General features: G+C 56.4%; 17 protein-coding genes. 13 read left to right on the plus strand and 4 right to left on the minus strand.

Going from position 1 to position 21,533, the window contains the following annotated elements; all coding sequences use genetic code 11:
* Positions 1–17: 17 nt before the first annotated feature.
* Positions 18–923, minus strand: a complete 906-nt coding sequence (locus IVA96_RS21435) for a glycosyltransferase (RefSeq protein WP_247419115.1) — start codon at positions 921–923, stop codon at positions 18–20.
* Between the two features lie 187 nt (positions 924–1,110).
* Here IVA96_RS21435 and IVA96_RS21440 point away from each other — a divergent pair, with 187 nt between their 5' ends.
* The 7 genes from IVA96_RS21440 to IVA96_RS21470 all read left to right on the plus strand — a co-directional run bounded on the left by IVA96_RS21440 (position 1,111) and on the right by IVA96_RS21470 (position 9,198).
* The gene (locus IVA96_RS21440; protein ID WP_247419116.1) at positions 1,111–1,905 is read left to right on the plus strand and encodes a WecB/TagA/CpsF family glycosyltransferase; all 795 of its coding nucleotides are present in this window, start codon (positions 1,111–1,113) and stop codon (positions 1,903–1,905) included.
* Positions 1,906–1,908: 3 nt separating this feature from the next.
* The gene (gene wecB / locus IVA96_RS21445; RefSeq protein WP_247281172.1) at positions 1,909–3,033 is read left to right on the plus strand and encodes a UDP-N-acetylglucosamine 2-epimerase (non-hydrolyzing); all 1,125 of its coding nucleotides are present in this window, start codon (positions 1,909–1,911) and stop codon (positions 3,031–3,033) included.
* Complete coding sequence (wecC, locus tag IVA96_RS21450) at positions 3,026–4,288, plus strand: UDP-N-acetyl-D-mannosamine dehydrogenase (RefSeq protein WP_247281171.1); 1,263 nt, start codon at positions 3,026–3,028, stop codon at positions 4,286–4,288. The genes wecB and wecC overlap by 8 nt, the downstream gene beginning before the upstream one ends.
* Positions 4,289–4,322: 34 nt before the next feature.
* Positions 4,323–5,489 (plus strand): DegT/DnrJ/EryC1/StrS family aminotransferase, encoded by a 1,167-nt coding sequence (locus IVA96_RS21455; RefSeq protein ID WP_247419117.1) that lies wholly within the window; start codon positions 4,323–4,325, stop codon positions 5,487–5,489.
* 19 nt (positions 5,490–5,508) lie between these two features.
* The gene (locus tag IVA96_RS21460; protein ID WP_247419118.1) at positions 5,509–6,507 is read left to right on the plus strand and encodes an NAD-dependent epimerase/dehydratase family protein; all 999 of its coding nucleotides are present in this window, start codon (positions 5,509–5,511) and stop codon (positions 6,505–6,507) included.
* Positions 6,508–6,676: 169 nt separating this feature from the next.
* Positions 6,677–7,729 (plus strand): SDR family oxidoreductase, encoded by a 1,053-nt coding sequence (locus IVA96_RS21465; RefSeq protein ID WP_247419119.1) that lies wholly within the window; start codon positions 6,677–6,679, stop codon positions 7,727–7,729.
* 350 nt (positions 7,730–8,079) lie between these two features.
* On the plus strand, positions 8,080–9,198 hold the full coding sequence (locus IVA96_RS21470; RefSeq protein ID WP_247419120.1) for an acyltransferase: 1,119 nt from the start codon (positions 8,080–8,082) through the stop codon (positions 9,196–9,198).
* Between the two features lie 115 nt (positions 9,199–9,313).
* On the opposite strand, the gene IVA96_RS21475 is transcribed toward IVA96_RS21470, so the two are convergent.
* Both IVA96_RS21475 and rfbC read right to left on the minus strand, forming a co-directional pair.
* Positions 9,314–10,657, minus strand: coding sequence for an NAD(P)-dependent oxidoreductase (locus tag IVA96_RS21475; RefSeq protein WP_247419121.1), 1,344 nt, complete (start codon positions 10,655–10,657; stop codon positions 9,314–9,316).
* A gap of 57 nt (positions 10,658–10,714) precedes the next feature.
* A complete protein-coding gene (gene rfbC, locus IVA96_RS21480; protein ID WP_247419123.1) occupies positions 10,715–11,335 on the minus strand; it encodes a dTDP-4-dehydrorhamnose 3,5-epimerase in 621 nt (206 codons plus the stop codon).
* 196 nt (positions 11,336–11,531) lie between these two features.
* Between rfbC and IVA96_RS21485 the strand changes: the two genes are divergently transcribed.
* The 3 genes from IVA96_RS21485 to IVA96_RS21495 are packed head-to-tail and all read left to right on the plus strand — an operon-like array spanning position 11,532 to position 14,495.
* Positions 11,532–12,329 carry a sugar phosphate nucleotidyltransferase gene (locus IVA96_RS21485; protein WP_247419125.1) on the plus strand — a complete coding sequence of 266 codons (798 nt, stop codon included), beginning with the start codon at positions 11,532–11,534 and terminating at the stop codon, positions 12,327–12,329.
* Positions 12,326–12,979 (plus strand): PIG-L deacetylase family protein, encoded by a 654-nt coding sequence (locus IVA96_RS21490; protein ID WP_247419128.1) that lies wholly within the window; start codon positions 12,326–12,328, stop codon positions 12,977–12,979. Before IVA96_RS21485 ends, IVA96_RS21490 begins: the two co-directional genes overlap by 4 nt.
* Before the next feature lie 52 nt (positions 12,980–13,031).
* Entirely contained in the window at positions 13,032–14,495 is a 1,464-nt protein-coding gene (locus tag IVA96_RS21495) for a lipopolysaccharide biosynthesis protein (RefSeq protein ID WP_247419130.1), read from the plus strand.
* Positions 14,496–15,878: 1,383 nt separating this feature from the next.
* Here IVA96_RS21495 and IVA96_RS21500 read toward each other — a convergent pair.
* The gene (locus IVA96_RS21500) at positions 15,879–16,955 is read right to left on the minus strand and encodes a glycosyltransferase family A protein (RefSeq protein WP_247419132.1); all 1,077 of its coding nucleotides are present in this window, start codon (positions 16,953–16,955) and stop codon (positions 15,879–15,881) included.
* A 222-nt stretch (positions 16,956–17,177) separates the two neighbouring features.
* Between IVA96_RS21500 and IVA96_RS21505 the strand changes: the two genes are divergently transcribed.
* The 3 genes from IVA96_RS21505 (at position 17,178) to IVA96_RS21515 (ending at position 20,347) form a co-directional block, all read left to right on the plus strand.
* Positions 17,178–18,653 carry a methyltransferase domain-containing protein gene (locus IVA96_RS21505; RefSeq protein WP_247419134.1) on the plus strand — a complete coding sequence of 492 codons (1,476 nt, stop codon included), beginning with the start codon at positions 17,178–17,180 and terminating at the stop codon, positions 18,651–18,653.
* A 270-nt stretch (positions 18,654–18,923) separates the two neighbouring features.
* Positions 18,924–19,863 (plus strand): IS630 family transposase gene (locus tag IVA96_RS21510; protein ID WP_247419135.1). Its coding sequence is split into 2 segments (ribosomal slippage): positions 18,924–19,270 and positions 19,269–19,863, totalling 942 coding nucleotides; the frame shifts between segments, so codons are not numbered across the junction.
* Positions 19,864–19,963: 100 nt separating this feature from the next.
* Entirely contained in the window at positions 19,964–20,347 is a 384-nt protein-coding gene (locus IVA96_RS21515; RefSeq protein WP_247419137.1) for a helix-turn-helix domain-containing protein, read from the plus strand.
* Positions 20,348–21,533 lie beyond the last annotated feature (1,186 nt).

Below are 21,533 nucleotides of genomic sequence, written 5' to 3' on the forward strand. Positions count from 1 at the left end.
TGGGACGAACGCTTGTGCTAACGGTTCCAGATGACGGCCCGCCGATTGCGCAGCAGCGACAGCATTGTTGTGACCCGATGCATTCTTACGGCACACATGACTGCGATAGCTTTGATGCGGGCCCCGATACCGTAGAGCCGGTCACTCGTTAAGATCGTGATGACGCCCGGAGCGGGCGAGGCCAGAACAAGTAGGGCCTGCGCAATCCAACGTAATCTCCACGCCGGCTTACCGTCGGCCATGTTGCGGTAGTGCAGAAGCTGTCGGTCCCACTTGACATAGAGCTCCTGGAGAGAACTCCTGGCCGGGTGGAAGACGATCATTTCCGGGATATATTGAAATCGAAGCCCGGCACGCTGCGCCCGTTGTCCCCACTCCATATCCTCCGCCACGTCGATCCCTGCGAACGGACCGACGCAATGGAAATCCTGGCGAAGCATCGCCATGTTGCCAGTGCCACAATAGCCATCGCGCTCGATATAGAGCTTGAATCGATAAGCGAAGACGCTCTCGTAGGCCGCGATGGCATCCTGATGTGGCTTCGTGCCACGCCAGATGCGGACGTCCCCTCCGAGCACCGTTCGAGGCGGCAACGAATGCAGTGAGCGCCACACGCTGCTCAGCCAATCCGGATGTGCCCTGCAATCGGCATCAATGAAGGCAAGCACCTCGCCGCTCGCAGCAGCAACTCCGGTGTTGCGCGCCGGGCCAGGCCCGGGCCGCGCCTCGCACAACAGTCGTACGCCCGGATATTGAGCGAGGACGTCGGTTGGCAAGGTTGCGGAGCCGTTGTCAACGACAATGATCTCGAACGAATCTCGAGGAATGCTCTGCGCCTCGAGACTGGCCAGGCATGTTTTCAGCGCGCCTGGCTGATTCAAATGTGGGACAATCACCGAAATCGCGCGACATTTAATGTCCATTTAATTCCCTCCGCCGCCGACTGCCGCGAATTGACCGCTTACGCGGCTGTCGGCCTCGCATTTAAGGCCAAAATATAATATCAATATAACTTGCAAATAAAATCGCTATCATTATTATATCGATATTATTTAAGTTCAATTGAAAGCGGTCTTTCGCTCAAAGCGAACCATCGCCGGGGAGGAACCCATGCGTGCCTACTTTTTGGGGTGCCCCATCGATATCTTGACTATGGCAGAGACTGTCGACCTTGCTCGTAAGGCCATGCGAAACGGTCAGCGTCTGCAGCATGTGGCGCTCAACGTAGCGAAGTTCGTCAACATGCGCTCCGATCCAGTGCTTGCCGCTGATGTCGCCAACAGCGACATTGTCGGAATCGACGGCATGGGAATCCTTTGGGGAGCGCGGGTGCTTGGTCTCCCGGCAACGTCGCGAGTCACCGGCGTAGATCTACTCAGCGAGTTGCTGAAAGTGTGCGCGCAAGAGGGCCTCCGACCGTATTTTCTGGGAGCCTCACCCGCCGTCGTGCAACAGGCGGCGCAGCGTGTTCGGGACGAGCACCCTTCGCTTGTCTTTGCTGGGTTGAGGCACGGCTATTTTTCAAGCGAGCAGGAGAACGAGGTCGTCCGCGATATTCGGTCCAGTGGCGCTGATTGCCTGTTCATCGGCATGCCCACGCCGCGGAAGGAACGATTTCTTGCGGCCTACCGCGACGAGCTCGGCGTACCGTTCATCATGGGCGTGGGCGGCGGGTTCGACGTTCTCGCGGGCTCAGTTCTGCGAGCTCCCACTCGCATGCAGCAACTCGGCCTCGAATGGTTGTACCGCATCTATCAGGAGCCCAGGCGGATGTGGTGGCGGTATGCCAGGACCAACACGCTATTTGCGGGAATCTTGACGCAAGCCTTCATGTGGCAGGCAGTTAGACGGGCGCCTGGCATCTACAGTGTGCTGCCCCCCGGGGCAGGTCGGATCGGAGGGTGAGGCGTGCGAAAGCATTTTCTCATCCTGTTAGGAACCAGGCCGGAAGCAATCAAGCTGTTTCCGGTCATCAAGCGGCTCAAGGCCGAAAAGAACAAGGACATCGCCCTCACGGTTTGCGCGACAGCGCAGCACAGGGAATTGCTCGACCAGGTTCTCAAGGTGGCCAAGGTGGTCCCGGATGTCGATCTCGACGTCATGACAGTGAATCAGACGCTCGATAGTCTAACCGGCCGGCTATTGTCGCAGATCGGAGAAGTGCTGGAGAGGGTGAAGCCCACCAGAGTGATCGTCCAGGGCGACACTGCGACTGCTATGGCAGGTGCGCTGGCGTCGTACTATCACCGCGTTCCGGTCTCACATGTCGAGGCGGGACTGCGAAGTGGAGATATCTTCGCACCCTGGCCCGAGGAGGTGAACCGCAAGATTGTCGGCTCGATCGCCGATCAGCATTTCGCGCCGACCGAGCGTGCTGCGAGAGCGCTGCGGGCGGAGAACGTCTCCAAGGATCGCATTCATGTTACAGGAAATACGGTCGTTGACGCGCTGATCCTCGCGAAAGCCATGGTGGAGGCCGATCCGCAGCTCTCGTCCCGCTGGGACGGAATCAAGAAGCGCCACGGCAACCGCCGCATTATCCTAGTCACTTGCCACCGCCGAGAGAATTTCGGCGGGGGAGTTTTCAACGTCGTCAATGCACTGGAGACAATCCTGAGCAGGGAGGACGTTGCCGTCGTGCTTCCGGTTCACCCGAACCCGAACGTTCGCGACGTGTTCGCGAGCCGCCTCGCCGATCATCCGCGTGTCGTACTCATTTCTCCCCAAGAGTACACCGATTTTGTCAGCCTTCTGTCGCTCTCGTATTTGGTTCTCACTGACTCCGGAGGCGTGCAAGAAGAGGCGCCGACGTTCGGAAAGCCCGTCCTTGTCATGCGTGAAACGACGGAGCGTCCGGAGGGCGTCGAAGCCGGCACCGCACGACTGGTCGGCGCGAACTACGATAGGATCGTCCAAGAAACATTCCGTCTTCTTGACGACGATGAGACTTATTCGGCTATGGCTCGCTCCCATAATCCCTTCGGTGACGGGCGGGCGAGCGAGCGGATCGTGAAGGTGCTTCTTGATGCCTGAATTCCATAAAGTTGCTGTCATCGGGCTTGGCTACATCGGTTTGCCGACAGCCGCGCTGATAGCCAGCCGCGGCCTTCAGGTGGTTGGGGTGGACACAAAGGAATATGTGGTCAGGACGGTTGGTTCCGGATCCATTCACATTTCGGAGCCCGATCTTGATGGTCTCGTTTCCAAAGTGGTGTCGAGCGGGGCGTTGACGACATCAAGCGAACCGCAAGCCGCCGACGTCTTCATCATCGCGGTACCCACACCTATTGACGGAAACAATCGGCCGGATTTGTCCAACGTGAATACCGCGGTCGAGTCCATACTCGATCTGCTTCGACCGGGTAATCTCGTCATTCTCGAATCGACCTCGCCGATCGGAACGACTGAAGGAATCGCCAAGCGGATTAGCGAACGCAGGCCCGACCTGAGAGTTGGTGTCAACGGTCATGAGGATGGTGCAATCTACGTCGCTTATTGTCCGGAGCGCGTATTGCCCGGGAGGATCTTGAGTGAACTCATCAACAATGATCGATGCATCGGGGGAGTGACCCCTGCCTGCACTCGGCGGGCTCAGCGCTTCTATAAGATGTTCGTTCGGGGCGCCTGCGTTGCAACCACCGCGCGCGCAGCCGAGTTGGTCAAACTCACGGAAAACGCGTTCCGCGACACGAACATTGCATTCGCCAATGAACTCTCATTGATCTGCGATAGGTTCGACATCAATGTTTGGGAGGTTATCGATATTGCCAACCGTCATCCGCGCGTGACGGTGTTGCGACCGGGGCCAGGTGTGGGTGGTCATTGCATTGCGGTCGATCCCTGGTTCATCATCGACTCGGCGCCGGACCTCGCCCGACTGATGCGAGCAAGCCGCGAGGTCAACATTGCCAAGACGGAAAGCATTATTGAGCGAGCCGAGGCTCTGATCGACGATCATCCATATGCAAACGTGGCTTGCTGCGGGCTGACGTTCAAGGCAAATGTCGATGATTTGCGCGAAAGCCCGGCGATGGAAATCGCAATACACCTCGCGAAGAAGTACGGGGAGCGCATCAAGTTTGTGGAACCGAATCTGCGGCGGTTACCGCCCGAACTTGCAGACTACCGTCTCGGATTCTTGAGCATCGACCAAGCATTGCGCACGTGTGAGATCGCCCTTCTCCTGGTCGACCATGACGAATTCAAGATGGTTCCACTAGCCGAACGCCGTCATCTCGACGTCATCGACACTCGGGGCATATGGCAAGATATGCCTGCGCGAACGTGAAGCTGCCGAACCCTCCAGAGGCGAGACTACCAATTTGATACCCTTCTTGGACTTGAAAGCACAAGCTCGGACAGTCGGGTCGCAAATTGACGTTGCGATCGCGCGTGCCGTTCGAGACCTGCGGTCTACATGGAGGCCCGAAGCGGCAGCTTTTGAGAAGCGGTTTGCCGACTACTGCGATGTCGCGTGCTGTTGCGCTGTCAACAGTGGCACATCGGCGCTCCGTCTCGCATTGCTGGCGGCTGGAGTGGGGCCGGGCGATGAGGTGATCACGGTCTCGATGAATTTCGTCGTGGCGACCGCTGCCATCATCAGGTGCGGTGCAACACCCGTCTTTGTGGACGTTGATCCAGTCACGTGGACGATGAATCCTGCTTTGATCGAGGCTGCGATTACGAACAGAACGAGGGCGATCCTGCCGGCCCATCTGCATGGGCTCATGGCGGACATGGATCCGATCATGTCGATTGCCCGCCGCTATGGTCTCTTTGTGATCGAGGACGCTTCGCAGGCGCATGGTGCTGTGTACAAGAGCAGGCGTGCCGGCTCGATCGGAGACTTGGGCTGCTTCAGCTTCTATCCCGATAAGAATCTCGGAGCCCATGGTGAGGCCGGAGCAGTTGTTACCGATCAGCCGGAACTCGCACGACGTGTGTCGTGGCTCCTCGATCGGAATCAGGATGACGAGCGCAATCACGTTTTCGCAAGATACGATGATCGAATGGACGAATTGGAGGCAGCAGTACTGAACGTAAAGATGGACTACATCGAATCCTGGACTGAGACACGTCGAGCGATCGCGGCGCAATATGACCGGGCATTGTCGACTGCTGCACTCGCGAGCCCGCGGCCACCCAGCCACAGCTGGCATGTCTATCATATCTACGCTCTTAGGCTTCAGCATCGCGACCAGGCTCTTGCCATGTTAGGCCGCGCGGGGATCGGCGTCGGCATTCATTACGCCGTTCCGGTGCATTTACAACAGAGCTACGTAGAACTTGGGTATCGCGTCGGCGATCTGCCTGTAAGTGAGAGGCTTGCGCGTGAGTTTCTATCGCTTCCCATTTATCCCGAGCTGTTGCCGGAGCGAGCCGGCATTGTTGCTTCCGAAGTGAGAAAAGTGGCTCCACGAGAGGCCCAGATATTCCGGAGCGACTGGGCATTTCAGAACAAAATGCCTCGAGATGGCCGATTAGCCTAGAAGCAGGAGAGCGGTCAGCATGGATCTCAAGGGCAAACGCGTTCTCGTTACCGGAGGGGCCGGATTCATCGGTTCGCATATCGTAGATTTGTTGTGCGACGAAGGCTGCGTCGAGATCGTCGCGCTGGACAACATGACGACCGGCCGACCGGAGAATCTTAGGAAGTCGCTTAATCGAGGCCCCGTTCGACTAGTCCGCGGTGATTTGCGCGACACCAAGTTGGTAGAAGCTCTTGTAAAGGGAGCCAACATCATCTTTCACCACGCTGCACCATGCAGCGCCCATTGCATGGCCGAGCCGCGTCTTGCCATGGAGGTCATGGTGAACGGTACCTTCGACCTGCTTGAACTTTGCGTCAAGTATGACGTCGAGAAGTTCATCGCTGCGTCTTCCGCCGCGGTGTACGGCGCGGCGGAGGAAGTTCCGACGACGGAGCATCAGAACCCGTATGGAAACCGTACGGTCTGTGGAACAGCGAAAGTCTGCATTGAAGGCCTGCTCCGCGCCTATAACGATATGCATGGTCTCGACTATATCGCTTTGAGATATTTTGACGTGTATGGCAGCCGAATGGATGTGCACGGCCGCTACGCCGAAATGTTGATCCGCTGGATGGAGGAAGTGGAGGCTGGAACGCCGCCGGTAATAATTGGGTACGACCAGCAGACCTTGGATTTAGTGCATGTCCGTGACGCAGCACGAGCAACAATCCTTGCTGCGAGGGCAAAGGTCGGCGACGAGGTATTCAACGTGGGGAGCGGTGTCGAGACAAGCTTGGTGCAGCTCGCTTCGGCCTTGGCTTCCGTTACGGGCAATGACGGCGTGCTCCCGCAGATCGCGCCCGAGCACTCGATCAATCCTGTACCGCGGCGGGTGGCGTCGACTGGCAAAGCGGAACGGCTGCTGGGCTTCCAAGCCACAGTGCCGCTCGAACTCGGACTGACGGAGTTTGTGAAGTGGTGGCGCTCCGAACGAGGACTTGCAACAGCGCGCCAACGGCAGGCTCTGGCTTCATGAGTCCCTTGCTGTGCCAAAACATCCTGCGAAGGAGCCGAAGCCCTGCGTGCAGCCGTCCTGCATTGCACTTTGCGTGCTCCAGGCGGGGCCGCCATTTGCCAGAACGCTGGCCGAAACACGGAAACCGGGCAAGTTTCGTTCATGAAATTGAGTGCGATGGAGAATGGCAATGCGAGTTCTTGTAACGGGTCATCTTGGCTACATCGGCACGGTCTTGACGCCAATGCTGATCGGTGCCGGTCACGAGGTGACTGGAATGGACAGCGATATCTACTCCCGGTGTACATACGCTGCTGGCGGTAGCATTCTCGAGGTCCCGACGATTTGGAAGGACGTCAGAGACGCGGAGGTCGCGGATCTCGTTGGCTTCGACGCTGTGCTGCATCTAGCAGCGCTCTCCAACGATCCGCTCGGCAATCTGAGGCCTCAGCTGACCGACGAGATCAATCATCGCGCAAGCGTTCGTATCGCCGAGATAGCCAAACATGCCGGCGTACGTCGTTTCATGTTCGCCTCGTCCTGCAGCAACTATGGAAAAGCCGGCGAAGAAATGATCGATGAGACCGCCGCGCTCAATCCGGTGACCGCCTACGGGGAATCCAAGGTTGCCTCCGAACGTGATATTTCGACGTTGGCCAGCGACGGGTTTTGCCCGGTGTATCTGAGGCCAGCGACAGCGTACGGAGTCTCACCGCGGCTGCGCTTCGATATTGTCCTGAATAACCTTGTTGCATGGGCGTTTACGACAGGAAGAATTCATCTGAAATCGGATGGCTCGCCCTGGCGGCCAATCGTCCACATCGAGGATATTTCTAGAGCTTTCATCGCCGCATTGGAGGCGCCTGCCGAATCCGTCTTCAATGAGGCATTCAATGTCGGTCAGACTGCTCACAATTATCGAATTCGGGATCTAGCCGAGATCGTCGCGAGTGTGGTGCCGAATTCTACGGTGGAGTTCGCCGAGGATGCGAGTCCAGATGAGCGATCCTACCGAGTGAGCTTCGAGAAGATCCGCTGTAAGCTGCCAGGGTTCCAGCCGCGCTGGGACGCTCGAATGGGCGCGGAACAGCTCTATAGGGTCTACCGTTCGTCAAATTTGACGTTGGAAGAATTCGAAGGGCCGCGATATCAGCGGATCAGCCACATTCGGAAGTTGCTTGCGGAGGGAGTGCTTAATAGCGATTTGCGCCACTCGAAACTGCAGCTTCAAGCCGCGTCATGAATGCCAGCTGATCGGTGCGGCAAAACTCGACGAGCTGGAGATCGCCGAGGAACCGTCAAGCTCAATCGTGTCGGCCTGACACGATCAGATAGTGCACTGCCAGGTCGCGCTCCCTCGAAGAGTCGCCGACGGTAGGAATGGCCTGAGGGGACGCCGGCCGAATGTCGCAAGAATGATGGGACGAAGAGCGACCTGACATTTGGGGAGGTGTCGCGAATGTCAGTCACGTTATTTAGATCCTAGCCTGGGAAAACATACATCCGACAAACGAGAATAACATCTTCCGAACCGCTGCTAGAGACAGCCGCGCCAGTTTCTCCACGTCCAGCCAATAGAGAAGGCGAGCACCGTTGAAGAGATTTCAGGCAATCGAGGGATTGCGAGGCTGGTTGGCGTGGACCGTGGTCTTGGCGCACCTCGCATACTGTTCGGGCTTCAATGCGGGAACGTTGGCGGCACAGTTCAGATCACTAGGCCTACCCGCTGTCCTCGTTTTCCTTATAGTCAGCGGCTTCGTGATCACGCACGTCATTGTTGAAAAATCGGAGGCATATCCTGTCTATCTCGTCCAGCGTTTCGCACGATTGTTTCCGTTGTTCGCCGCCACCTGCATTGTTGGCTTCTTTACCAACGATCTGCTTGCCATTTCGTTAGCCTCTCCTGGCTTTAACGATTCCGAATTCGCAAAGGTTGCGAATGGTGTCGCCGCAAGCAATCATAAGTACTTCTGGTCACACCTTCTCGCGCATGTCACGATGCTGCACGGTGCCGTTTCCAATGCAGCGTTGCCGTACTCGGAGTACGCATTCAACATGCCAGCCTGGAGCATTTCGCTGGAATTCCAATTCTATCTTGTTGCACCGCTGATAATCTGCATCATCCGAAATGAAATATTCATCCTGGTACTCGCGATTACAGTTGCAGTTTGTGAATTTTGGTTCAAGAGCTTCGTCGGCACTATTCAGCCCGGAGCGCTGCCGCTCGCAGCTAGCTACTTCGTGGTGGGAATTGTGAGCCGATTGACCTACCCGTATGTGGAAGGTCATAATTGGCTGGTCCCGGCAGTGGCTTTGGCAACCGTCCTTTTTCCATTGCGCAGTGAACTGCGACCGTTCCTGATCTGGTTTATTGTATTTTTTGGTCTTCCGCAGAAGTGCCATGAACGGCCGGGACTTGCTGCCAATATATACTCCTGGGCGCTCACGAATCCCGCGGCGCAGTATTTTGGTTCGCGCTCCTACTCGATATTTCTGTGTCACTACCCTGTCATTTCAGCGATCGTTTGGTTCGTCTTCGGCTACTCTGGGGCTGTTCCTGGGATATTGCTGCTTTCGTGCCTGAGCATACCCGCGACGATAATCGTTTCAGAATTCACCTATCGATACATTGAACTGCCGGGGATCAAGATGGGAAGACGCGCCGCGGCTTGGATGCAGCCGCCGATAACGTCGGGTGTGGCTTCCCAATGAATATTCAAGCGATTCGCTCGCTCAGGATCAACGAGTAAGGCGGGCGAGCGGATTTCTTGCGACGCGTACGCAAGCCTGCGTCACACGGCTCGGCAAACGTTGTCATCCAGCCCTTTCACGCCGTCAGAGCGAATGAAGCATCCGGGGTAATCCGTTGCTCAAGCCAAATGTGTCCATTGAAGTGTTTGTATTGTTCCGCACGCAGCTTGTCGCCCAGGCGACCGGGCGGCAGATCAACATCCGCATAGGTCAGGACTGCATCCCTTTTGACTGCGTGCCGCAACTTGCAGCCCTCCACGAGACCTTCGGGAAGGTATTGCATTTGGCTCATTTCCTCGGAGTTCACGGCTTCGCCATAGGTCATGTACATCCCATAGCCGTCGAGGACCTCGCCCGCCGCCAAATCACGCTTGGCGACGGCACAGACCTCGACAACAGGCCCCGCGATGGAAGGGGCGACCAAATCTTTGAAAAGAAACGCACGGGCAATCGAGTTCGGTACTTCGAAATGAACGAGGTGATATGGTGTGAAGAATGCGTACAAGGGACCTTCACCCATTTTGTACAAGCTCAAATACTTCTGCTGCTTTGGATCGGTGTGCTCGGCTAGCACGTAGACCTTGGTCAGAGGTGTGCCGACGAGATAATCGATGATTCCGCCGAGGGCGCGGACCTCGTCTATGTCATAGAGTGTGCCGATCTTCATGACGTCGCCGCGATATTCCAGCCCGCGCGACATGCCACGTGATCTTACCCTGAAGCCAGTAGCATTGGCCACGATCGTTTGCTCGAAGCTGATCTTGGACCCGTCGGCGAAGCTGGTGACCATGGCTGGGTTCTGGCCCCATTGCTCGGCAAATCCCTTCTGTGTGGTGGGGTTGCGATACGGGTCCTGAAGTCCCTTGATGTTGCCGACAACGCGTGGGATCAAGCCGAGCCCCTTTACCCATCGAACCAGGTTCATCTGCACCCCCGGTTCGTCGCCATCGCACGCAGACAGGGAGCCGCCGTACCTCGTTGCATAGACCTGCAAGATCGGTCCGATAGTCGCGTCAATCTCCGCGTTCATGAGCACGACGGTTTTCTGGTGTTTGAAGGCTTCCAGCGCGACGTGGGCGCCGAATTCAACCGATCCGGTTACGTCGACGATCACGTCGACCAGGTCCGATCTGGCGAGGAGGAACGCGTCCTCGGTGACCGCCGGAACGCCAGCGGCAATGGCTCTGTCCAGCTGCCCTTGGCTGTCCGCGTAAACCACGTCGGCTAGGCCGGAATAGTTGAATACGTCACGGCCACGCTGTGGCTTTCGGCTGTATATGGCAACCACCCGCATTCCAGGAACACTGTTGTTTATCTGATTGGTAATCCCCTGAACCATGAAGCCTGCGCCGAGAAGGCCGACGCGGATTGGCTTTCCCGCCGCATGACGGGCTTTTAGGGCGTGGTCGATGAGTATCATCGTAGATTCTTTCAACTGGAGGGATCGGTAAGCGCCGCGAGCAACGTGCTTTCGGCGTCAACCCGCGACGCCGGTGAGTTCCATCCGCTCTTTCAGTTCGGATTCGACCTCGTTAAGCAACCGAAAGTTCTGATCCTTCTCCGAGATCACGGAAACCGGAAGCGGCCACGTCAGTCCGAGCCGAGGATCGTTATGCATCAGCCCGCTCTCCGCCTCGGGGGTATAGAACTGACCCACCTGGTAACTGGTATCGGTGTTGTCGACGAGAGTCTGATAACCGTGAGCAAAACGTTCCGGCACATAGAGCGACCGGTGGCTGCTCTCGTTCAGCTCGACGGCAACATGTTGCAGGTAGGTCGGGCTTTCGGGGCGCAGGTCGACTATAATGTCGAGGATGGCGCCACGTGTGCAACGAACCAGTTTCGTTTCCGACGCCGGCGGAAACTGAAAGTGCATGCCGCGCAAGGTTCCCCGCCGGATATTTGACGCGATATTGGCCTGCGCGATGACCGGATTGAGGCCGAGGGTCCTAAACTCCCTCTGGCAAAAGGCTCGCCCAAAAAAGCCGCGCGAATCTTCGCGGCGTTCAATATCGATAATGTAGGCTCCTTTAAGTTCGGTTTCGGTTATAATCACCCCAATTCCTCCATAACTGCCCGCGCCGGCATTCAAATGCATCGAAATGTCAACGATGATAATGCTTCAGAACGGAATTTCAAAATAGTTTTCAAAAAAACATTGATTAATTCGGTCTGCTATATAAAATGCAACATTCAATAGTGGATTTTATTTTATTTAAATCGAGGCTGTAGGACCCGCTCTTGGCGATCTGTGGCGACCGAAACGGCCGGCAAAAACATGGGAAGCGCTAGCCATGAAAGTTGTGCTGTTCTGTGGAGGGCTCGGGACCCGTATCCGAGAATTTTCGGAAAGCATTCCGAAGCCCATGGTGCCTGTCGGCCAACACCCGATGCTGTGGCATGTTATGCAATACTATAGCCAATATGGTCACCGCGATTTCATATTGTGCCTGGGTTATAAAGCCAATGTGATCAAGGAGTACTTCCTGAACTCGGATCGCTGGGCCCACAGCGATTGCGTTGTTTCCAACTTCGGCAGGAAGGTTGAGGTCATCGGCGAGCAGCCACCGGATTGGCAGGTTTCGTTAGTTGACACCGGCATTTGGCGAAATATCGGTCAGCGCTTGATGGCGGTGCGCTCCCTCGTAGAGAATGAGGAGGTCTTTCTCGCAAACTACAGCGATGGCCTGACCGACGCGCCGTTGCCCGAAATAGTCGAGCGGTTCAAGAAGAGTGGAATGGTTGGATGCTTTGTTGCCGTGCATCCTCCGTTCAATTTCCACCTTGCTGAATTCAACGGCGGAGACACCGTCAAGCGTTTCCGCTCCAGTCAGCAGTCTGAGATCTGGATCAATGGAGGCTACTTCATTTTCCGGAAGGAGATCTTCGACTACATACTTGATGGCGAGGAGCTTGTGCTCGAACCCTTTAATCGCCTGATCGAGGCAGGAAAGCTTATGGCCTACAAGTACGAAGGTTTCTGGCGAGCGATGGATACGCTGCGGGACCGGCAGGTTCTTGAGGAGATGATTGAACGGGGCGAAATGCCCTGGAAGATTAATCCGGAAGTGCGAACGCAGGCCGCTTCATGAGGGGATTTCAGCTTGCCGCGTCCGGAGAGCGTCTCTCGGTGCTTTGTCTCGGTGCACATTCGGATGATATCGAGATTGGTGTCGGCGGAACGCTGCTGAGTCTGGTGCAAAAGGGTGTCATCCTGCATGTCCACTGGTGCGTGCTTAGTGGTTCTGAGGACCGCGAGCGCGAGGCGAGAGATTCGGCCGCCGACTTTCTCGGGGGGGTTGCGACCGCCCGGATCGAGGTCACGAAGTTTCAAGATGGATTTTTTCCCGAGCAGGGCGCGCGGATCAAGTCCTGGTTCGAAGAGCTGAAACGCCGGGTCGATCCGGATTTGATTTTCACACATCGTAGCGACGACGCACATCAGGATCATCGTGAGGTTAGCCGGTTGGCATGGAACAGTTTCCGCGACCATCTTATTCTGGAATACGAGATCCCGAAATGGGATGGCGATATGGGCCGACCCAACTTTTACGTCCCCATCTCTGCCGTGACGCTGCAACGAAAAATTGATCTGTTGCTGTCCAATTTTGGCAGCCAACGATCCAAACAATGGTTTGATGCTGAAACGTTTTCCGGACTCGCGCGGCTTAGGGGATTGGAATGTCGCGCTCCAGAAAGATACGCCGAAGCATTCTTTGCCCGTAAATTGGCCCTGGGTTGAAGATCGCGTAGTACAGGGGTTGCCTTTGCTGGTAGGCCTTCGAGGACAATCTATGGATGATCTTAAAGCAAGGGCGGTGCGCGGCGGCTTTGCAAAGCTCTGTGGCCAAGGCACGAACTTCGCCGCCCGAATTGCCTTTGTGGCGATCATGGCTCGCTTGCTGGACCCGGAGGATTTTGGGCTGGTTGCGATGGCGACTGTTGTTACCGGCGTATACGGTCTGTTCAGCACGGCAGGCCTTTCGTCAGCCACTGTTCAACAGGCCACGGTAACCGATGAGCAGATATCCACTCTGTTTTGGATTAATTTGGCGATCGGGATTTTGCTAGCCTTAATGAGTGCAGCCAGCGCGCCGGCACTTGTTGCTTTCTATCATGAGCCTCGGCTCTTCTGGGTAACGATCGCAATTGGCTTTGGGTTTGTCTTCAACGGTGCGGGTGTGCAGCATTCGGCCCTGCTTGAGCGCGAATTGCGCTTTACCGCGCTGGCCGTCATTGAGTTTCTGTCGCAGGTTGGCGGCATTGCCCTTGCGCTCTGCGTGGCACTTGCCGGAGCCGGCTACTGGGCCTTAGTCGCGGCGGCGATCATCTCTCCAGCAATCAGCACGATCTGCGCGTGGCTGGCGACAGCTTGGATACCGGGCACTCCGCTTCGGGGAAGAGCGATCAGTCCAATGCTCCGTTTTGGTGGAACGATCACGTTGAACACTCTTATTGTGTATGTTGCCTACAATCTGGACAAAGTCCTGCTTGGCCGGTTCTGGGGCGCCGACGCTTTGGGAATCTATGCAAGGGCATATCACCTCGTTTCCATTCCCACATCCAACCTCAATGCTGCCGTAGGAGGCGTCGCGTTCTCCGCGCTGTCCCGTCTCCAGCATGATCCAGTCCGTCTGAGAAACTATTTTTTGAAGGGCTATTCGCTCGTCGTCTCGTTGACTGTTCCTACAACGATATTTTGCGCGCTGTTTAGCGATGATATCGTGCGAGTTGTGCTAGGGGTCAAATGGCTGGAGTCGGCCGTCATCTTGCGATTGCTTGCACCCACGGTCTTGATACTTGGGATGATCAATCCCCTTGCATGGCTTCTTTATTCTATCGGCCTACAAGGAAGAAGCCTGACGATTGCTGCGGTTATCGTTCCATTGGTAATTTCGGCCTATTTCGTCGGGCTGCCCTATGGTCCGAAGGGCGTTGCGATAGCTTATTCGGCTGCAATGACGTTTTGGGTAGTTCCTCATATTGCTTGGTGTCTGCACGGAACAGCGATTTCCCTCTCAAGCCTGTTCCTGGCAGTAAGCCGGCCGCTTCTGTCGGGCGTTCTGGCTGCGGTGGTGGCGTTTGGTGTTCAGATGCAATTCGAAGGGTGGGATTCGCCTCTTGTGACATTGGCGATCGAGGGCGGCATAATGCTTGGTGTATACTATTTCTTTCTCTTGTTGGTGATGGGACAAAGAGCATTTTATCTGGATCTTCTTGGTTTGCTGAGAGAGCGCTCGTTGCCGTCAATTGGATGAAGTGGGTGTGGTTGCTAGGGCGATCAGACGAGCGCATTTGAGGTATTTGCTTGCGTTGAGCAGAACGTCGGCGGCTGCTGGAGGGAGACGATGACTGGACTACGAGCAGGCGATTGGGTGGAGATCCGTACCAAGGAAGAAATTTTGAGGTCGCTCGACAAAGATGGTCGGTTGGAGGGACTGCCGTTTATGCCGCAGATGTTTCAATATTGCGGTCGGCGTCTTAGGATCTCCAAGCGGGCGCACAAGACCTGCGACACGATCTCTGGAAAATATGAGGGGCGCAAGCTCCCCAACGGGATCCACCTGGATTTGCGTTGTGATGGTCAAGCATACGGCGGTTGCGAAGCGGGTTGTCTGATTTTTTGGAAGGAGGCCTGGCTAAAGCCCGTTCACCAACGGGAGGCTCCAGACAAATTGTCATCGCCCATTGAGCCTCGGGTATGTGTTGTATCTGACAACGGGGCGGCTTGCACTGAGCAGGATGTTTGGAGGGGGACCTGTGTCAGTGAAGGCCAGGAAACTAGATATGTCTGCCAAGCGACCGAGGTATTGAAGTTCACCACGCCACTTCCTTGGTACAACATCAAGCAGTATGTCGAAGACTACAAGTCAGGCAATGTCACACTGGGGCGGATATTCCGAGGCTTTGTTTACGTCGCTTATTACTATGGAAGCCTTTCGTACAGGGGCAGATTGGGTCGGCCGGGGCGGTGGTTCTACGACCGCTTTCAGGCTCTATGGGGAGGCGTTCCCTTTCCTAGAAGAAGCGGAACGATCCCCGCGGGTCATCCTACTCCAACGTGCAGTTTGAATTTGCAGCCTGGTGAGATGGTACGGGTGAAGCCGCTTCAGAGGATACTTTTCACTATTGACACTCAGGAGCGGCACCGAGGTCTGGTGTTTGACGCGGAGCTCGTTCCGTATTGTGGTGGGACATATCGCGTGAAAAAGCGGGTAAACAAGTTCGTCGACGAAAGAACGGGAAGGATGCGAACGATGAAGACGCCTGCCGTCATTTTGGAGGGCGTCTACTGCGAGGCGCGATATAGCAACTGCCGCCTATTTTGTCCGCGAGGCATCTACTCGTGGTGGCGTGAGATTTGGCTTGAAAGAGTCGACGAAAGTCCCAGCCAACATGACAGTTGGGGACCCGCTTGATTGTCGGCCATCGCGGAGATTGTGGTCATTATAGATGAGGAAATGTTTGCGACGTAGCCGTTTCGACGGCCGAACGGTCGGCGGCCGAGATGGCGTCGATTCTTAATGGATCAGATATGAAGATGCGCGAGGCCCGCAATAGCCCGATCGACTTAGGTGCGGAGCCTCGGTGACTCAATAATGCTGCCGAGCGCGCGCCCGAAAGGCGATCGGGAAGTCAGATCACTGCGCAACTGTCGTGAATGCCGGATAAGGCCGCTTCCGTCGTAGCGCCCGAATGCTCCGGCGGAGTAAGCGAGTTAATGGCGCCGGGAGAAGTAGCAAAGCCAGCGATCTCGCGAGGGGAAACAGGTCGCCGCATTTGAGGCGTATCAAGCCCGAGCACAAATCCCTGTGCCACTGCCAGAGAACAGGTAACAGGTCTGGCAACGTGGCATTCGTTCTCCGTCTGGAGGCGATAATGCCAATAGCATGGCGAGTGAAGTATGCTTTGGCGAGCGATTCAAGTGTGCAGCGTCTTTTCGGATCTGCGATCTTATCGTCGGCCTCCGCACGTATCAGATGGACGATCCTCTGCAGGTCCTTCAGACGGAACTCGATGTCAAACCTCGACGTTTGCGTCTCTGCGTGACTGCAGTAGACGCCGCAGCTTTCGTTGACAAGACCGGCTCGGCCAGAGAGCAGAATTGGCATCCAGGTTGCCAGATCTCCGGCGAAGGGCCAGTGCAGAGGCCAGCCTCCGATTGCTCGGAGTGCCTCCGTTCGAAACATGATGGTACAGACGTGCGCGGATATGCGTCCTCGCAGGTATTCCTCCAAGATGTCGACCCCCTCGCGGATGCCGGTCGCAAGCTTTCGACTGCCGATCGCCGGCAATATCTGCCGGTCAGCAACAAGGTAAACGTCACCAATTCCGATGATAACCGCGAGACCCGGATCCGTCCTTAAAAGCGAAACGCAGCGATCAAGCATCCATGGAGCAATCCGATCGTCATCCGGAACAATAACAATGTAATCTCCTTTGGCTTCCGTAACGCAGACGTTCCAGTTTTGCATCGGGCCCAAGTTTCGTTCTTGAGTGACCACTCGCAGCCGTGGGTCGCTGAACTGGCGGAGTAGTCCGGCTGTCCCGTCGGTTGACGCATTGTCTGATACGATAATCTCGTATCGTTGGTAAGATTGCGCGAGTGCGGAAAGGATGCAGTCTTTCAACCAGTGGACTCGGTTGAAAGTCGGGATGCCGATCGTAACCAAGGGGCCGCTATCGGATTCGGACAGATTCGAATGTGAACTTTCCATCGGGAGATTGCCTCCACCTGTTATGAATCTTGAAGCTGGTCTACGCCAAAGCTTGTGGTCGGCTCCCGCAGCGACCGGCTGAGGAAAGGATGAGTTAATGGCCACTTGAAATCAAGATAATATCGACATTTAAATATCAAATGGTATATAAAATTGGAATGATTAAATAATCGGCGCCGCCGATGCTGCTTCTTATACGCCGGCGAGCAAAAGGAAATCTTGATGAATATGACGAACTGGAGCGATCGGGAGCCGCTTCGTATCCTGGTGGCGATTGCAAGCTACGGTACGTCGAACGACCGTTATCTTGAGCGGATCATCAGCGAATATAGATCGATGCCGTTCGCCGTCGACGTCGTCGTGCTGTCGAACATTGACAAGGGGTCTGCACTCGGGGTCGAGTGCCGCGTTGGACTTCCCGCAAAGAATCCGTGGTCACTTCCGTTCGCCCACAAGAAGCTGTTCGTCGAGCGCCGCGACCGCTACGACCTATTCGTCTATTCGGAGGATGACATCCTGATCAGTGAACGCAACCTCCGCGCATGGCTGGAAGTCAGCGCCACGCTTGCGCAAGACGAGATTGCGGGTTTTCTGCGAGTTGAGTTCGGACGCAGTGGCGAGAGAAGTTTCCCGGACGCGCATGCCCATTTCCATTGGGAGCCGTCGTCAATCAGACATCGTGGTGGCTATGTTCTGGCGTATTTTACCAACGAGCATGCGGCCTGCTACGTGCTCAACCGCGAGCAACTTGGCAAGGCATTGAATTCTGGCGGCTTCGATGTCGCGCCCCACGAAAGCAAATATGACCTGCTTTGCACGGCGGCCACCGATCCCTACACCCGATGCGGATTGACGAAGTTGATCCCGGTCTCGCACCTTGAGGAGTTCACGGTCCACCACATGTCAAATCGTTACATCGGGAAGATGGGGGTTGCTGCGGAGGAATTTGGTCAGCAGACGCAAGCCTTGCTGCAGATCGGAAGAGCTGCCGATCGTCCTCAGCCACTCCTCGCGACCGAAACCAAACTTTTTCGCGCGGCGTACTCAAAGGACTACTATGAGCCGGTGACGCAGCAGGTTATGGCACTCATACCACACTCCGCACGCAGCGTGCTTTCGATCGGCTGCGGTTCGGGAGCGATCGAGAGGCGTCTACTGGAAAAGGGCCTGCGTGTCGCCGCAATCCCGTTAGATCCCGTCATTGCGGGGGGGGCGGCTGCGCACGGGATTGAGATGATTTACGACGACGTAGCAAAAGGGGAGTTCAAGAGAAGGGATCTGTTCGACTGCATCCTGTGCCTGAACCTACTCCATCTTGCGCGAGAACCCCAAGAACTGCTCTCGTCGCTACGCGGATTTATGCATCGTGGATCGACCCTCGTTATTCAGGCTCCGAATATGATGTCTCTGAGAGAATTGCGACGCCATCTCAAGCAAGGCGCGCGTTCGATGCTGTTCAGTGACTATGAAACCGCGGGAGCACATTTCAGTTCTGTTCGGTCACTCAGGAACTGGTGCGCCAACTCAGGCTTCAAGGTCGAACGAATGTTTGGCGTCCTGGCGCCGGCCGGCGAGGGAATGCTGGGGGCGGTGGCATCGGTTGGCGCCTATTTACCCCAGCCTATCTCATATCCACTTGCCACGTCCATAGTTGCGAGAGCCACCAAGATGCAGAAGGATGAACGCGAACTGGCGTAAGGCGAGGTCAACAATTGCTTCTCGGCCGGAATGTCGCCCGCGCTCCCCGTGCCATAGCGAGGCGCCAGCCTATTAAAAAGGGCTCGAAGGGCACATCTCCCCCGCAAGCGCACCGCTCCAGGTGAACGATAAGCTATCGAGAAGCATCGCACAGTCACGCCGTGCGGGACCACGCGCTAAAGCGGGATGGGGTTTGGTTGAATCGATTTGGGATTCTCCAATCAGTTCGTTTCTGATTCACCATGCTGGCTGGGCGGGAGGCCAGCATGGATGGGCAAGCCTTATTCTCTGGATCTTCGCCAGCGTGTCGTGGCCGCGATTGAGGGCGGGATGTCCCGCAATCGGGCAGCCAAGCAGTTTGGGGGCGCGATCAGCACCGCAATTGGCTGGATGAAGCGGGTCGATGAGACCGGGAGCGTTGCTCCGGGCCAGATGGGCGGTCATAAGCCGAAGGCGGTTTCGGGAGAGCATGCGGTCTGGCTGTCGCAACGGATCAAGGAGGGCGATTTCACGATACGCGGGCTCGTTGCCGAGCTTGCCGGACGCGGCCTGAAGGTCGACTACCATTCGGTGTGGGACTTCGTGCATGCCGAGAAGCTCAGCTTCAAAAAAAAGCGTGGCGGCTGGCGAACGGGATCGACCCGAGGTCGCGCGGCGGCGCGCCCAGTGGACAAAATATCAAGGCCGCGTCGAAGCTGAGCGACTGGTCTTCATCGACGAGACCTGGACCAGGACCGATATGGCGCCCTTGCGGGGATGGGCGCCGCGCGGGCGCAGACTTCACGCCAAGGTTCCCCACGGCCGCTGGAAGACCATGGCCTTCCTGGCGGCCCTGCGCCATGATCGGATCGATGCGCCATGGTTCATCGAGGGGCCGATCGATGGCGTGAGCTTTCGCACCTATGTCGCGAAGGTTCTCCTGCCGGTCCTTCGACCCGGCGATATCGTCGTCTTGGATAATCTCGGCAGCCACAGGAGCAAAGCAGTTCGCCAGCTCATCCGTTCGGCCGGCGCCAAACTGTTCTTCCTGCCAAAGTACTCGCCCGACCTGAACCCGATCGAACAGGTATTTGCCAAGCTCAAGCATCTGCTCCGCAAAGCTGCCGCCCGAACCGTCGATGCGGTCTGCGCCGCAATCGGCCACGCACTCGATGCCTTCACCGCCGACGAATGCGCCAATTACCTCAAAAACTCAGGCTCTCGAACTTAATGCCATCACGCTTTAGATGTGGTCTTTCAGGAGGTTGTCTATCTGGGCTGAACCGAGAAAGCTGAGGTTGCGAAGCTTCAGTGTTCCAAGGAGAGACCAGATGAACGTCCACAAGAATGCGCCTTTGACGCCCAAAGATCGAGAGGCGATGGCCCGCAGCGCGGTGGAGGGTGGGCTAAGCCAGGCCGGCGCGGCTGACCTGTTCAACACGTCGCCGAAGACGGTCGCCAAATGGGTCAAGCGGTTCCGCGCAAAAGGTGCTGCTGAATTGTGGGATCGCTTCCTCCAGACCCCATTCATCGCCGAGCCAAATCCCGCCTGCCATGTGCAAGGCCGTCGAAGCATTGCGTCCGACAGTGCCACACTGGCAAGCAGATCGCAGCCGAGGTCAAGGTGTCACCGGACACCGTCAGCCGCTTCTGGGCTGTTTAGGCTTGAACCGGATATGGGACCTGGAGCCAGCCAAGCCGGAGCGCCGCTATGAGCGCGAGACCCCAAGCGAGATCATTCACATCGACATGAAAAAGCTCGGGCGTTTCGAGCGGGTCGGGCACCGCATTACTGGCGATCCGAGTTGTCCGAACAAGAGCCGCAGCTCACCGGCTAGGATTTCGTCCACAGTTGCACCAGGCGTTCGCCTTTCGCGACGCTTGCCGGGACCCGGACATCAAGCACATTCGCACCCATCCATCGAAGGCTTCTATCGTTGGGCCCAAACGCATTTCGCGTTATTAGGAAAGCGGCCTCAAATCTTGTCGGCGATCACCAAGTAGCTTCCATAGACAGAGAAGATCGGAAAACAGCCTCCAAAATGGCGAATTGCCTTGCCCGACCCGAGGATACGCACGCTGGAAAAGCCATGCATGCGCAGTCTTATCCGCATCTCCTTCGGCCAATGTTGCGACAGATGACTTACAGTGTAAACCGTACCGCCCTTGTACCATCGCTTAAGTGAGGCAGGATTGGGCGTAGTCAACATGAGGCGTCCACCTACCTTCAGCACGCGTTGAAACTCGCAAAGGGAAGGGTCTACGTCCGATGGGTATAGGTGTTCTATGAATTCGCCGGCCACCACCACGTCAAAGCTACAGTCATCGGCGGGCACGTGGGTAGAGCTGCCATGTATTGTGCGCCCGTAGCACGCCGGCAATCGGTCTAGACGGGATTGCACAACATCTAGGGCGCAAAGCTGATAGCTTGGATCCAATTCGGCCAGCCGTGTACCGCCCCGCCCAGGCCCTGCGCCTACATCTAGAACGGCCAAGCCACTGCGCTTAGGCATGTGGCGGTGGAATTGCTCGTATCTTTCAGCTGTAAATGGGTCTTCCTCGGAGAACGGCTGTGCGAGGTTGTACGCTTCATATCTATCCAACATCGGCAACGCCCGGCTGCATTGAGGTAATAGCCCAAATCATAATCCATCGAGGCCCGCTGCGCAAAGGTCGATTGGGGCATACCTTGCGAAACACCGAAATGCTTTGGCGCATCGCAAGCTTTTGAAGCCATACCGAAAGCACCATGCTGAGACTGCATGCACCTCGATTGTGTTTCGGCATGGAATAAGGACCCCGCGTATTGCCGCATCAGCAAATGTTACCCTGATGGCACGGATGCGAAGTCGACTGGTCGGCCGCGCCATGTAGCTTTCCCGGCTTGCTCGACGAGAGGGG

This window comes from Bradyrhizobium sp. 159 (assembly GCF_023073795.1).
Classification (GTDB): Bacteria; Pseudomonadota; Alphaproteobacteria; order Rhizobiales; family Xanthobacteraceae; genus Bradyrhizobium.

Bases quoted from the DNA above. Each gene is read 5' to 3' on its own strand.
- IVA96_RS21435 (WP_247419115.1), bottom strand. From the start codon at position 923: ATGGACATTAAATGTCGCGCGATTTCGGTGATTGTCCCACATTTGAAT.
- IVA96_RS21440 (WP_247419116.1), top strand. From the start codon at position 1,111: ATGCGTGCCTACTTTTTGGGGTGCCCCATCGATATCTTGACTATGGCA.
- wecC (WP_247281171.1), top strand. From the start codon at position 3,026: ATGCCTGAATTCCATAAAGTTGCTGTCATCGGGCTTGGCTACATCGGT.
- IVA96_RS21460 (WP_247419118.1), top strand. From the start codon at position 5,509: ATGGATCTCAAGGGCAAACGCGTTCTCGTTACCGGAGGGGCCGGATTC.
- IVA96_RS21465 (WP_247419119.1), top strand. From the start codon at position 6,677: ATGCGAGTTCTTGTAACGGGTCATCTTGGCTACATCGGCACGGTCTTG.
- IVA96_RS21475 (WP_247419121.1), bottom strand. From the start codon at position 10,657: ATGATACTCATCGACCACGCCCTAAAAGCCCGTCATGCGGCGGGAAAG.
- rfbC (WP_247419123.1), bottom strand. From the start codon at position 11,335: ATGCATTTGAATGCCGGCGCGGGCAGTTATGGAGGAATTGGGGTGATT.
- IVA96_RS21485 (WP_247419125.1), top strand. From the start codon at position 11,532: ATGAAAGTTGTGCTGTTCTGTGGAGGGCTCGGGACCCGTATCCGAGAA.
- IVA96_RS21490 (WP_247419128.1), top strand. From the start codon at position 12,326: ATGAGGGGATTTCAGCTTGCCGCGTCCGGAGAGCGTCTCTCGGTGCTT.
- IVA96_RS21495 (WP_247419130.1), top strand. From the start codon at position 13,032: ATGGATGATCTTAAAGCAAGGGCGGTGCGCGGCGGCTTTGCAAAGCTC.
- IVA96_RS21500 (WP_247419132.1), bottom strand. From the start codon at position 16,955: ATGGAAAGTTCACATTCGAATCTGTCCGAATCCGATAGCGGCCCCTTG.
- IVA96_RS21505 (WP_247419134.1), top strand. From the start codon at position 17,178: ATGAATATGACGAACTGGAGCGATCGGGAGCCGCTTCGTATCCTGGTG.
- IVA96_RS21515 (WP_247419137.1), top strand. From the start codon at position 19,964: ATGAACGTCCACAAGAATGCGCCTTTGACGCCCAAAGATCGAGAGGCG.